Source organism: Mesobacillus jeotgali (genome assembly GCF_002874535.1).
GTDB lineage: Bacteria > Bacillota > Bacilli > Bacillales > Cytobacillaceae > Mesobacillus > Mesobacillus jeotgali.
In genome coordinates, this window is sequence record NZ_CP025025.1 from 2,271,642 (window position 1) to 2,284,707 (window position 13,066).

13 protein-coding genes are annotated in these 13,066 nt (G+C 40.4%); 7 read left to right on the plus strand and 6 right to left on the minus strand.

The annotated features are described in order from the left end of the window. Positions 1 to 196 precede the first annotated feature (196 nt). Genes CD004_RS11480 through CD004_RS24310 form a run of 4 tightly spaced genes read left to right on the plus strand, consistent with a single transcriptional unit; the run spans position 197 to position 3,460 of the window. Positions 197 to 1,069: a putative selenate ABC transporter substrate-binding protein gene (locus CD004_RS11480; RefSeq protein WP_102262893.1), complete on the plus strand. Its 873-nt coding sequence runs from the start codon at positions 197 to 199 to the stop codon at positions 1,067 to 1,069. A 9-nt stretch (positions 1,070 to 1,078) separates the two neighbouring features. Continuing rightward, positions 1,079 to 1,825 (plus strand): phosphonate ABC transporter ATP-binding protein, encoded by a 747-nt coding sequence (locus CD004_RS11485; RefSeq protein WP_102262894.1) that lies wholly within the window; start codon positions 1,079 to 1,081, stop codon positions 1,823 to 1,825. A gap of 1 nt (position 1,826) precedes the next feature. After that, positions 1,827 to 2,627: a PhnE/PtxC family ABC transporter permease gene (locus tag CD004_RS24305; RefSeq protein ID WP_170029973.1), complete on the plus strand. Its 801-nt coding sequence runs from the start codon at positions 1,827 to 1,829 to the stop codon at positions 2,625 to 2,627. Further along, positions 2,624 to 3,460 carry a PhnE/PtxC family ABC transporter permease gene (locus CD004_RS24310; protein ID WP_170029975.1) on the plus strand — a complete coding sequence of 279 codons (837 nt, stop codon included), beginning with the start codon at positions 2,624 to 2,626 and terminating at the stop codon, positions 3,458 to 3,460. The genes CD004_RS24305 and CD004_RS24310 overlap by 4 nt, the downstream gene beginning before the upstream one ends. Positions 3,461 to 3,488: 28 nt before the next feature. Here the strand turns inward: CD004_RS24310 and CD004_RS11495 are convergent, their stop codons facing one another. Together CD004_RS11495 and CD004_RS24080 are read right to left on the minus strand one after the other, a co-directional pair. Beyond that, on the minus strand, positions 3,489 to 3,911 hold the full coding sequence (locus CD004_RS11495) for a hypothetical protein (protein ID WP_102262895.1): 423 nt from the start codon (positions 3,909 to 3,911) through the stop codon (positions 3,489 to 3,491). A gap of 182 nt (positions 3,912 to 4,093) precedes the next feature. Continuing rightward, on the minus strand, positions 4,094 to 4,240 hold the full coding sequence (locus tag CD004_RS24080; RefSeq protein ID WP_023614189.1) for a hypothetical protein: 147 nt from the start codon (positions 4,238 to 4,240) through the stop codon (positions 4,094 to 4,096). A 212-nt stretch (positions 4,241 to 4,452) separates the two neighbouring features. Here CD004_RS24080 and CD004_RS11500 point away from each other — a divergent pair, with 212 nt between their 5' ends. After that, the gene (locus CD004_RS11500; protein WP_102262896.1) at positions 4,453 to 5,538 is read left to right on the plus strand and encodes an AI-2E family transporter; all 1,086 of its coding nucleotides are present in this window, start codon (positions 4,453 to 4,455) and stop codon (positions 5,536 to 5,538) included. Between the two features lie 164 nt (positions 5,539 to 5,702). Then, positions 5,703 to 6,206, plus strand: a complete 504-nt coding sequence (locus CD004_RS11505) for a YhcN/YlaJ family sporulation lipoprotein (RefSeq protein WP_102262897.1) — start codon at positions 5,703 to 5,705, stop codon at positions 6,204 to 6,206. A gap of 239 nt (positions 6,207 to 6,445) precedes the next feature. Here CD004_RS11505 and CD004_RS11510 read toward each other — a convergent pair whose 3' ends face one another. After that, positions 6,446 to 6,994 carry an HD domain-containing protein gene (locus CD004_RS11510; RefSeq protein WP_102262898.1) on the minus strand — a complete coding sequence of 183 codons (549 nt, stop codon included), beginning with the start codon at positions 6,992 to 6,994 and terminating at the stop codon, positions 6,446 to 6,448. Positions 6,995 to 7,138: 144 nt separating this feature from the next. Continuing rightward, positions 7,139 to 10,624 carry a hypothetical protein gene (locus tag CD004_RS11515; RefSeq protein WP_102262899.1) on the minus strand — a complete coding sequence of 1,162 codons (3,486 nt, stop codon included), beginning with the start codon at positions 10,622 to 10,624 and terminating at the stop codon, positions 7,139 to 7,141. A gap of 285 nt (positions 10,625 to 10,909) precedes the next feature. Between CD004_RS11515 and CD004_RS11520 the strand changes: the two genes are divergently transcribed. After that, positions 10,910 to 11,269: a hypothetical protein gene (locus tag CD004_RS11520; RefSeq protein ID WP_233434995.1), complete on the plus strand. Its 360-nt coding sequence runs from the start codon at positions 10,910 to 10,912 to the stop codon at positions 11,267 to 11,269. A 246-nt stretch (positions 11,270 to 11,515) separates the two neighbouring features. Here the strand turns inward: CD004_RS11520 and CD004_RS11525 are convergent, their stop codons facing one another. Together CD004_RS11525 and CD004_RS11530 are read right to left on the minus strand one after the other, a co-directional pair. Continuing rightward, positions 11,516 to 12,232: a 3-ketoacyl-ACP reductase gene (locus tag CD004_RS11525; RefSeq protein WP_102262900.1), complete on the minus strand. Its 717-nt coding sequence runs from the start codon at positions 12,230 to 12,232 to the stop codon at positions 11,516 to 11,518. A 146-nt stretch (positions 12,233 to 12,378) separates the two neighbouring features. Continuing rightward, complete coding sequence (locus CD004_RS11530) at positions 12,379 to 13,050, minus strand: GNAT family acetyltransferase (RefSeq protein WP_102262901.1); 672 nt, start codon at positions 13,048 to 13,050, stop codon at positions 12,379 to 12,381. Between the last annotated feature and the right edge of the window lie 16 nt (positions 13,051 to 13,066).

Sequence of the window (13,066 nt, forward strand, 5' to 3'; positions counted from 1 at the left end):
AATTTACCCGTCAGGTTTTCTTTTTAATAGAATGCTAAAAGACTGTCTTTATTGATATTAACCACTGCTTGTGCACCGAATAACCCTTCGCTCCCATAATATTCATAATAAATTTCGTTAAAATGTATTGAGTTATCCACTTGTTATTGATAAATTTTATAGGGTACATAAAATTTATTTATAAAGGTGATTACAAATGAAAAAATTGATTGCATTGTTAAGCTTATTGATGATTTTTACCCTTGCGGCCTGTTCTGACAATGGTGCAGACGAAGGACAAAAAGACAAAAAAATAGAAACGATCAAAATCGGTGCGATCCCTGACCAGAATGCAGCTGACTTGAACAGGAGCATGGAAGATTTTGCGAAGGACTTAGAAGAGAAAACAGGATTGAATGTTGAGTATGTTCCTTCTGTCGATTATGCCGCACTTGTCACCGCCTTTGAACGAGGCGAAATCCATCTTGCCTGGTTTGGCGGACTTACTGGTGTACAGGCAAGAAACTTAGTTCCAGAAGCCGAAGCTTTTGCACAGAGACCAATCGATGAAAAGTTCAAATCGGTATTTATTGCCAACAGCGATGTTAAGATTGAAAAGTTGGAAGATTTAAAAGGAAAGTCATTTACATTTGGCAGTGAAAGTTCGACTTCCGGACACTTAATGCCTCGCTACTTTATGATGGAAGCTGGCTTAGCCCCGGATCAGGACCTTGATGGAAAACCTAACTACTCTGGTTCACATGATAAAACTTATAAACTTGTGGAATCAGGTTCGTTTCAGACTGGTGCATTAAATATCTCTGTATGGGAAGCAGCTGTAAAAGAAGGAAAAGTAGATGAATCTAAGGTAAAAGTATTTTATACAACTCCTGAATACTATGACTACAACTGGACGTTAAACAAGATGGATGGAGATACCAAAGCTAAAATCAAAGAAGCTATTCTCTCCATGACTTCAGAGGATAATGAAATAATGGAATTATTACAGACTGATAAATTTATAGCAACGAAGAACGAAAATTATAATGCAATAGAAAAGGTCGCAAAGCAACTTAAGATCATCAAGTAGGTGGATTTCATGAAAGAAGCAATAAGCCTTAAGCAAATATCAAAGATTTATGAGCGGAAGATAGCCTTATCTTCCCTCTCTTTTACTGTTAAAAAAGGTGAATTAGTTGCCCTTATCGGTCCAAGCGGAGCAGGCAAAACTACATTACTGAACTTGTTGGCAGCCATTCTTTCACCAAGTCAGGGTGAAATCCTGATAGATGGCTGCTCTCTCTCTGAGCTAATGGACCATAAAAAGAGAGCAAAAAAAATCGGTATCATTCGCCAACAATTCGATCTTGTCGGAGAGCTTCCGGTCATCCATAATGTTCTTGCTGGCAGGCTGTCTGAATGGGGTATTATTAAATCTCTTCTTTCCATGCTGATTCCTCAGGATAAGGAATATGCTGTCCAGGCACTGAATCGGGTGGGATTGACAGATAAACTGTATGAAAAAACTTCTTCCCTCTCCGGTGGAGAACAACAACGAGTAGCGCTTGCAAGGCTTCTTGTCCAAAGTCCTGAAATCGTCCTGGCCGATGAACCCGTCGCCTCCCTGGACCCAGCGCGTGCGGAAGACGTGCTGGAATTATTGGTAAAAATCGCTTTAGAGGAAAAACAAACACTGATCGCCAGCTTGCATTCGGTCGATTATGCCAGGAAATATTTTGATAGATTGATTGCCCTTAAAGATGGCGAACTCTTCTTTGACCTCCCCGCTTCCTCCGTAACTGATGACCATATCAATAGCCTTTACAGACTAAAGGAGCTGTCTTGATATGGATAATAGATGGTTTAGATTTGAGCTCCATAAGCGAAAGATCCTTACACTGATCCTTTTGCTTGCATTCATGTTCAGTCTCTTCTCTCTTGAATGGAATAGTACCTTGATTCATAGCGGAGGATTCAAAACAGCCAAACAAATTGCGGCAGCATTTTTCACTCCTGATTTATCGGGTGACATCCTTCTTCTTGCACTGGAATCAAGCTGGACTACTCTTTCTTATGCTGCTGCCGGCATGAGTCTGGCGATTATCATTGCCTTTTTCTATGGCATACTCGCCGCAGGAATTGTGGTATCAGAAGGTAACATCAAAAGGTATATGCGGTCTTTTTTTAGAGGGCAGCTTGGCTTCATGAGAGCCATTCATGAACTCGTTTGGGCCTGGTTATTCGTCGCCTCGATCGGCCTCTCTCCTTTTGCAGCGATTTTCGCCCTGGCTATACCATACGGAGGCATTCTGGGAAGGATTTTTGCAGATATGCTGGAGGACATACCAAGTGAACCGATTAAAGCTTTGGAAGCAGCAGGCGCTTCTAAATTACAGGCTTTATGGTATGGTTACTTGCCCATGGTCAGGGCGAGCATTACCAGTTATGCGATGTACCGATTTGAGTGCGCAGTTCGTTCATCTGCGATTATGAGCTTTGTCGGTATCGGCGGCCTGGGGTATCAAATTCAGTTGAGTCTTGATGACCTCCATTATGATGAAGTTTGGACTTTTGTGTTCTTTTTAATCGCCCTAGTCATCATGATCGATCTCTGGAGCAACCAATTAAGAAAGAGGCTGGTACAATGAAGAAATTTAAACTTAGCTTCGTTACAGCTTCTGTTTATGCTCTATTGCTTCTTATGGTTGGATCCTGGGTATCGATATTTGTAGTTGAAAAAGCAAGCTTGTCCTTACTGTTTACAGAAAAGAATCTTTTTTACGCTAGCAAGTTCTTTAAAGGACTTTTGGGTATCGATGAAGAAAGTCCGGCCTTTCTTAATGCTGGAAACTGGAAAAATGCATTGGATCTTACGATTGAAACATTGGTCATGAGTGTGATGGCTACAGGCTTTGCGACAATTGCCGCACTTCTGACAGTTGTGCCAGCAGCAAGGAATGTTGCAGACGGGTCCCTCACGCTGGCTAAAAAATGGCATGGTTGGCTTTCATTTGGTGTTGTTCGAGGAGGATATATCTTTTCTCGGGCAGTCCCGGAGCTTGTTTGGGCAATGATCATCATCTTCATCTTTAAACCTGGAATATTGCCGGGTGCAATCGCACTTGCTCTTCATAATTTCGGGATTCTTGGAAAGCTTTTTGCAGAGGTCATCGAAGATTTAGACTCAAGGCCAATTCGGAATCTTTCTTCATCCGGGGCAGGACGTTTTCAGCTCTTTTTGTATGGAGTATTGCCAGCTGCTCTTCCCCGATTCCTGACGTATATACTTTACCGTTGGGAGGTCATCATGCGAACGACGATTGTCGTTGGTTTTGTTGGCGCAGGAGGCCTTGGCCAGCAATTCAAGCTGAGCATGAGTTTCTTCCATTACACAGATATTACACTCTTGCTATTTTTCTATCTTCTCCTGGTTTTCGCAGCAGACTATATTTCAGAAAAAGCGAGAATCTTCATAAAATAAATCCGGCCACGCCTGGCCGGATTTTTCCTTATAAAATATCTATTTTGTCCAGACCATTTTCCAGGAAGTATTTTTCATAACGTGCTTTCAGCTGGAAAAGCCGATTGATCTTTTGTTCAATAGAGGCATTGATGTTGACTTCACGCTTCAAATCGATCGTTGCGAGCTTATGGGTAAGCTGATCCCAAAAGACATCTTCCTCGTACTCATCAATAATCGCTTCCACCGTATCCCTGAGGCCTTCAGAAAGATAGTAATACTCCTCTTCTTCGTCATAGTAAATTCCGTCACCAGCTTCAAAGTCCCTTGATAGAGAGAAAATATATTGTTCAAGATCCTCCGCTTTACTCACCAGTTCCTGATTTGCTTCAGTCAGTCCTAAAGGCCAGTTTCCAAGCTGCAATAATTTTACGAGTGTCAAATATTGTTCCCTTGAAAGGTCAATTCTCATATAACCCTCCCCTTTCATATGCTTGTTTCATGTATATGAAAGAACAATGCCTGGCTTTCCTAAATATAACTCCAGTTGGGTCTTTTTTTGTTACCCGCTCTTTCTCACACCCAAAATATATACACTCATCTAAAATAAAACGGCAAGCCGCTGATTAAGGGCTTGCCGGGTTCTATTTAAACCTAGTTGCTAATATTGATTGCCTTACCTAATAGCTGAATATCTTTATAAATCTCATTTTTCAGTTCCTTATCCTCGCATTGTGCGTACTCATCGAATAAACGGCCAAGTTCTTTGATAAATAACAGATGTTCTTCGACTGCAACCATACAGAGACCCCTTTACACAGAAGATGACCAGTGGCTAATGCTGCGATTCCATTTCTGTTGACCAGAATATTTACCCGTCAGGATTTATATCAAACTACCAATTTTTATAAATATATGTGGGTACTGTCCTCTATATGACAACCAGTTTGTTTAGTGTCCATTTCTTTAAGGTAATTAATAGTGAGAGACATAAATATTCAGGGGGGTACGCCATGTGGATTCAACGACCTTTTTTTAAATACGCAACGGGAACCATTCTCCTGCTTCTTATCATTTTCCTCTTTGGTAAGATAGACTACTTTGTTTGGCCGCTGCAAAGCTTTATTATCGCGATTTTCTTTCCTGTTTTGATCTCAGGCCTTATCTATTATATATTAAGGAAACCAGTTCAATGGGTTAACCGATACATGCCAAAAATAGTGAGCATCCTGGTTGTCTTTATTCTGGTAGCTGGATTATTTTCCGGATTCATTTATTTTGCAGGTTCCCAATTAGGAGAACAAATCAGCGAAATCAAGGTAAACTTTCCGCAAAAAGTAGATGAAATAACGGAAGAGTCGAAAAAAGTCATTAGTGACAACCAGCTTGGCTTTATTAATGCAGATGAAATCAAGCAGAGGGCACTGAATTACTTGAGCAAGGTCACACAAGGTCTGGGAGAAAATCTTATGACTGTATTTTCGGTGATTACAAGTGTCGCGACTGTTCTTGTGGTAGTACCGTTTCTTGCGTTCTTCTTTTTAAAGGATGATGAAAAATTAAGGCCTTATATTCTGAAACTAATTCCAGAAGAACATGTGCAGGAAGGCAATAAAATTTTAACAGATATTGATAAAACACTATTCACCTATGTAACTGGCCAATTCATTATCGCGCTTGTTGACGGGACACTGATGTATATAGGGTATAAGATCATCGGACTTGAATATGCCCTTATCCTTGCGATTTTCACGATGTTTTTAACAGTCGTTCCATTCCTGGGCCCACTTATAGGTGTTATTCCAGCACTATTCGTTGCCCTCACAATCAGTCCAATGATGATGTTGAAGGTATTGATTGTCCTGGTAATCGTGCAGCAGCTTGAAGGGAATCTTGTCACTCCTCAGGTGATGGGGAAAAAGCTCAACATCCACCCGATTACCGTCATCCTCCTGTTAATTGCAGCCGGCTCCTTATACGGCTTCGTAGGGATCCTTATCGCAATCCCCCTTTATTCTGTTGTAAAGATCATCATCAAGGATGTGTGGAAATTTTATAAACTTAGGGGAAAAAGGAACCTGATCAAACATGATTTTTAAACAAAACACAAAAGGCCAGCATTACTGCTGGTCTTTTGTCTGCATGTTTATAACTAATAATAAAGTCTTCTAGAATTCATCTCGCTCTTGAAGAGAACAAAATGAATAAAAACTTGTTTTATTGGACATTATATTCCAGATTCAAAAATTAGGAGGATTTGCCAATGAAACGAATTAGCGTACAGTTGCTTATTCTGATTATGACCGTCCTTTTGTTCACTGGATGCAATACATATACGGATGAGGGCACAGAAACTTATCAGATAAATAACGATGGAGCACAAATCCAGACTATCAACCAGGAGTACACCTCTAACTCATATAACCAAACATACAGGATGCATGTGGACGAAAATGCGGAGGAACAAGTAAAATTGCTGAATGAAGTTCAAAGCGCAACCGTCATAACTGTGCATCGAAAAGCCTATGTTGCCGTAGTACTTAAAAATGGTGATACAGAGACTGTTCCACTTGATTTAAAAGATAAAATCACACAACAAATCAAAGTCTCCGATAAGTCCATTGCAGCTGTTTATGTATCATCCAATGCAGACTTTGTTGTCAGCATGACAGACTATAGGCAGCAACTTCAGAGCAGGAGACCGATTGTGGGGCTTACTGAAGATTTCAACGATACAATCGAAAGGGTTTTCCCTGAAAATCGTTAAAAAATAATCAGAAAAGGGCATCGAAAAGATCGATGCCCTTTTTCATTTAGGCTATTTCTGGAAAGATTGTTGTTAAAATCCTAAGGCCGATTTTAACGTGATAAAAAGCCATTTTGTAATTCAATATTGAGTGTGCAAGCTCTTTTCTCATATTAAGGTATATTTTTTCTGAAGAAACATAGGTCATTCAATCCTATTTTGTAGTCAATAGCTACAAAGTTTGAGAAAAGAGCCTTCATTTAAGATGGCAATTGTGTTCCTCCGCCGCTTTTACCACTCATAAGCTCTTCATCAATCATTTTATCAAGCCTGATAATGCTTTGTTTAGCACGCTCATGCTCTATTTTTCTGTAATGGTGATTTCCGCCTTCTTCTTCGTCTTTTTCATCTGCCCATTTCACTACCTGCTGAAGTGGCGTACGGATAATATCGTTTGAAGGCAAAAAGGAGTCTGTATGGAAAAGGATTGCAAGTGAAGTGGCTTTCGCCTGCACGGGGTTCTCACCCAATCGGATTAAGAGTTTATGTGCTCTTTCTGCTCCCTTAATTGGGTGGATATCATTTTTCCGGTAAAGCTCGTAGTCCCATTTGCCGTTCCTGTACCATGTGAAGTGCCCGATATCATGGAGGAAACCGGCTTTTGCGGCAATATCAACGTCTACCTTATGCTCCCTGGCAAGATGGAATGCGTGGTAAGCGACAGCAATAGCATGGGCCATGCCAGAACGCTTCAAGTATTTCTGGGCAATATGGTGTTCAAATATGTCCAAAAGAGTTACATCCCTCATTTCATAACCTCCTTAGCTGATGTGATACCCTCATTTTTATGAATGTTAACAGAAATCATACAGAAATGCACTTTTTTGCATCCTGACTTCCATATAAAACAAAGCTGGCAAAGGATGAAATAATATCCCCTTTGCCAGCTTCTATTAGTTCCAATTTTTCATTTTCATGAGAAAGCTCTCTTTTAACTTTGCAAGGAGAGTTTTCTCCCCTCTAGCTCCTTTTTGTTTATTCCACTCATTGAAGCTGGCAACACCGATCAGGATCGAACCAGCGATCAAGAGGTAACCCCACCAAGGGAGATTTCCCCAGAATGGGCGGGTTTGCAGGAGCACATTAAGAAGTAAAACTCCCGCCCCAACAAAGAAATAAGCTTTTACTCTCAGCCACATACCGGCCAGCATTGAAATAAGCGAAAGAGACCCAAGAATCAAGGCATCATAAACCGTATTGCTTTCCAAGCCATCCTGAATGAGCAAAAGCGAGACCATAATCAATACTGCCCATTGGATATAGCTGGTGATTTGATTGCTTTTCTCATTGAAAATAGACCGTACAAAAATCGCAAGAGCTACGAACGGAAGTACATATATTTCCCTTTCCAATAAGACAGGGATTGTAAGCTGCTCTACGGCCGCATAATAAGGAACCAGCAAGTACGCACCTGCGATAAAGAGAATTACACTTACTCCTCTGCCATGAACCCTTCTCCTCTGCAGCCATAACCCTGCAGATATAAGGAGTCCATGGACAATGAGCGCCCAGAAGGTTTCACCATTCATCAGTGCCACAGAAAAAATGAACAAGAATCCAACTAATGAATAAGCATCCAGGCTTTGCAGTCCAAAAACCCCTCCCTTATCCCAGAGATTCCTATAAATCCGCCTCCCTGAAAAAATAAACAAAATTCCAGATGCTGAAAGAATAGCCATATCCCAATACACATGAAGCTGTGCCAGGAAAATGATTTGGATTGTTCCGTAAAAGATCATCAATAACGGCATCAATGCAGCTAAATCCCATTTCACTCTATGGAGCAAAACCAATATAGCCGCTGCGTAGCCTATAGTAATTCCGAAGAGCAGCCAGCTGTAAGGGTATACTGCCAGGAAGCTTGCTACACCTAACAACGAAATCGGAATAAGGAAATATAAAGTTCTTTTTTTGAAATTTGCGGATGACAATATCCAGAATACAGTCAACAAAATACTCGTCATCAGGAAAGCATAGTGCCCAGAATCTGATTCAGTAAAATAACTAATACCTGTCTTGATCGCTAAGAATAACGTTGTGAATGCAGCATATAAAAGCGATTTCACCTTCCATTCTTTTTTTACAAAGAAAATACTCGCAGCATAAACTCCAGTAGCAATCACATAGGTTAAGACTGCTTCCTCGCCATAAAGGATGAATTCAATGGCCATTATTGGAACGAGATAAACATGGGCGATCCATGAATATGCGACTGCAAGCCCTCTCTGTTTTTGAAAAAGTAAAGCAGCAGCCCCCAGCAATAACCACCCTCCTCCCGGGATGAGTAAAGACTCTATTGTTGCATTAAAAACCAATATCTCTTCATTAATCGAGTCAATTGAAATAAGGTACCAGACAAGGCTTACTACACCGGAAAAAAATGCAATAAGTGACTCCTTCGTTACTTTATACAGCAAGAGAGACATCAAGATCCCGCCAAACCAAACTAGCGATTCTCCGTAAATATTAGATATAGGGAATACGAATGTGTAAAACAGGCTTGCTGCATAGAACCCATTGCCACTGAAAAAAGCATTACGCGCCAGCATGGTTTCCTTTGATTTGCGAAGGCCAATACTGACAACCAATAAAAGAACTCCCGCCAATGCTAAATTTCCTGGCATTCCGAGCAATTCGTTATAAAAGCTTGAATGTATCCGTACTTCCTCACCAATTGAAGCTGCTGATAAGCCCAGTGAGACAGGCACTGCCCATTGAGCAATTAATGGCAAAAACGGCCTGTTGTCTATTTTTTTCAAGACATAAAATGCATAGCTGACCAGCAAGAACATCAGTGCTAGCTCCCACCAATCGAACATGGAAAAAGCAATAAGAATCATGAAAAGCATGATCACCATTCCGACATCCCGGGAGCTGGTTTTAATGGCTTGAAGATAACGCATCTTGACCAGCCAGCCTGCAAAAATGAAGAGAATAAAACCAATAAAATAAATTGGCAATACAAGGTTTTCGAAACCGATCCATTTCCCCATCTGCAAAACAGCTTCAAACATAGCAGTTGCAAGAAAAATCGGACTTAGATATTTGAAAATGATGTTTTCGGTGGTATTCGCAAGATAAATGAAGTTAACTGATATGATCAGGTAAGCTGCCACAAGGATAAAGGATGGGTTCTTTGTGTAAATCATCATCCCTTCAGCTGTGATGAATAAAAAGGCAAGACCTGATACAACTGCACTAGTAATTTGAAAAGCTCTATTCAAGGCGTATTTATCATCAACGAATCTTGGAATGAACAGAAACACGAAACCTAGAAGTGCATAACCAATTACGCTTACTTCTGTGAATCGCCAATTTTCAAGAATTTGATATGCACCATAAATGAACATGGCACTGAAGACAAAATGATACTCTTTATGGCCATTAACAAAAATCATCGAAAGATAGACAATAGCTGTCAAAATCAAATTGAAGCCATTGAAAACATGTTCTTCAAAAAAGAAAATCATTAATAAGGTAGACAGGACCAAGTTTGCCTGTGAATAAAGGGCAAGTTCCTTTGTGAACAGCGGCATCTGATCTTTCTTTTTAAGCTGGTGGCAGGCTGCAATCAGTAGTGTATTGAATATAATCAACCCAAGGTAAAATCCGTCTGTTTGCAATCCAATCGCACTCAACAAGTATGCTGCTGCAATGGATGTCGTAATGAACGTAAACCATACAAACAATCTGGAAGATAGCTTTTTGGCCAGAAACGCATAAATCGGGATCAAAACACAACTGCTAATTGTTCCTAAGATGAACCGACCTTCACCATAGAACGATAAATAAGGACCCAGCAATTCAAACCAGCCTAGTGATAAGGTGAAGATTGGCAGAAAAAGGCTGCCAAGGACAACGAACGCAAAGGCTGTCTTATCGATTTTTATGATCTTGTAGCTCATATAGGCAATTCCGTAAAATAAAGCCGAAACAAGTGCGATTGACCCAGCCTTCATCCATGGTGTCATACTTTCCCAGTTGCTTGTTGCCACGAACAAACCGCCAATCAATAGCATGATCACCCCAATATTCAAAGACCAGGAAATATTCCGTTCACGAATCTCTTCTGCTGATTTCCCTGGTTTGACTTTTACTGGGCGTGGTTTAGGCTGTTGTATTTGTTTCTCCTCCATCGCAATGTTGGCTGATGACTGAACTTCTTTGCTTTCAGGTTCAAATCCTATAGAATTAGTCCCCTTGTTCCTAGTTGCCATCTCGTTCTCCTGCCGGTCCTTTGCCAGCAAATCAAGAAAATATTCATTATGGGCTTCTGATACACTTTTGTATACCTCTGGTGAAACATAACCTAATTCTTTTAAATTATAGAGCTCATTTCGGAAAATCCTGCGTCTTTCCTCTTTAGGAGCATGTTCCATTTTTATCCCCCAATTCCTATTTAATCCACCTTGAATCTTTTAGTGTAATTTTACACCTTTTATAAAATAATTCAACATGAAAAATAAAAAATCAAAAATGATTTTTCGACAATTTTCTATTCCAACATTGCACATGCACCTTTATAATAGTGTAAGTATGTTTACAGGTTGTTTATTTTGACAAAGTGTCCTTCTTCCCCCATTCTGTTCAATTAATAAGTTTCAGAATCAGGACACTTAAACCACTCTGGTAAAAAACTAATCAAAAGATTACGAGGTAAGAAGATGACTGATTTTTTATGGTTAATGTATTTAGGATTTATGGGCACGACGGCAATTTGGTTTTTGATCAAGGGTAAATATAAAAACAATATCACCAGGCTTGATTTTGTCATTTCAATCATCACTTGGCTTGGTTTATTTGGATTTGTTACTGAAACAGAAATGCTAACCCCTCTAGTATGGAAAATCGTCTTCGTTTTCGGTCTCATTTGGGATGTGATTTTTACAATATTCTTTGCGGAGCGGTTTGCAGGGGATTTTGGTCTGGAAGAAGAGGAAGAACCCATGCCGCTTGCAGCTAAACTGAGTGGATTGATATTTGTACTGCCCCTTTATTACGGGATATTCCGATATGCTTTTTAAAACGGCTTAGGCCGTTTTTTTTGTTGCTTCCCTGAAGTTATACCGAAATAATAGTATCGTTTTTTAATATAACAATAGCCTATTCGGAGGCTGAAAAAGCATAAATCACCGGTATTTCCCCACTTTATTAGTACCAGATACTAATAGTGGTAATTGGTGTATTTTCCAGGAGGACACTTCGTTTTTTTTTGGATTCAGTTGAATAAATAAAGGATAAAACCTTTATTGGTTCTATCCTCATAATGATTATGGATTTGTAGACCACATTCCAGCAGTCTTAATGAAAACGCGGCGGTTCAACTTTAATTGCGCTACCATTAACTCGGCCAGATCTTCAGGCTGCATGACTTTATCCGGATTGCCATCTGTTAAATTCGTCTCAATCGCCAGATCAGTAGCTACGGTACTTGGAGTAAGCGCGCTGACACGGATGTTATGCTTTCGAACTTCAAGCATTAGCGATTCAGTCAACCCTAGTACCCCGAACTTTGATGCGCTATATGCACTTGTTACCGGCGCTCCCTTTTGCCCTGCAGTTGACGCAACATTGATTATGTCACCTGTCTTCCGCTCAATCATTCCTGGCAGGACCGCACGAGTCACATAGTATGTTCCCATCAAGTTGACGTGGATGATTTTTTCCCACTCCTGTGGCTCCAAATCAAGAAAGCCACCAAATTTTGCGATTCCCGCATTGTTAATCAGAATATCTATTGGGCCGATTTCTTCTGTTACATGCTCGACAGCGTGCTGTATAGATTCGATGTCAGATACATCAGCGACAGCTCCAGAAACATTTACCCCATATTCCTCAAGTTCAGTTGTAACCTTCTCCAGATTGGCAAGTGTTAACCCAATCATGCCAATATTAACGCCTTCTTTTGCCAGAGCTATAGCTGCAGCCCGGCCGATGCCTCTGCCAGCACCCGTAATCAGCGCTGTTTTTCCTTTTAAAGATTCCATATGAAACTCCTTTCAATTATGTAGTCAAGGGTTAATTATAGAAAATCTTATCGGTGAAAACAAATCTTGTGACTCATTTTAAAAAATGGCAAACGCTTTGCTCAGAACAAAAAACCAGCAGTAAAGGATCACTGCTGGTCTGCACATTATAATGGCAACAATGCCACGGTTTCTTTATTTTTCAGCTGATCCACCATCTTATTCCACTTTTCTGGCTTCCTTTCGAGAACGGAATAATAAGTGGTTATGAAATCTGTAATTAACGCTGCAGGTAATTCATGAGTATTCTCATCAGTCGGCATAAAGCATAGATCCAGTCCCTCTACTGATTCTCCGTCATTTTCCCATGATGGATGTACGTATTCCATATCCAGACGCTTATACCCAAGGTGAGATAATACTTCACGCCTTACAAACGGGTCCATCGTTTTTACCCCGCCAAAATCATGATCTGTCTTACGGTACGGATCATAAATTTCTGCGAACATCCCAAACAATTCTACCCCTTGTTCACCAGCGAGTTTCTGCAGGTCTTCCATTCTTTTATTTGCAAGGAATCTACCGAGACTTAGTCCAGGTTTTCCGACAATGGTAAAGTCAGTCATCGCTATATTCCAGTCAGGGTAATAGCGGTATTCAGTTACGCCGACCACTTCATTCCCATGTACAGCAGCAAAAACCCTGATGCCTGGATCTTCGAGTGGTCCTTTCCATAAATCAAACTCCAATACTTCCTCAGGAGGGAAGACTTCCTTCATTAAGTCATGGAGCTTTGCAAAGAGTGGATCATCAATACTGTTAACGCGGATATATTCCATGAAGAGTGCTCCTTAT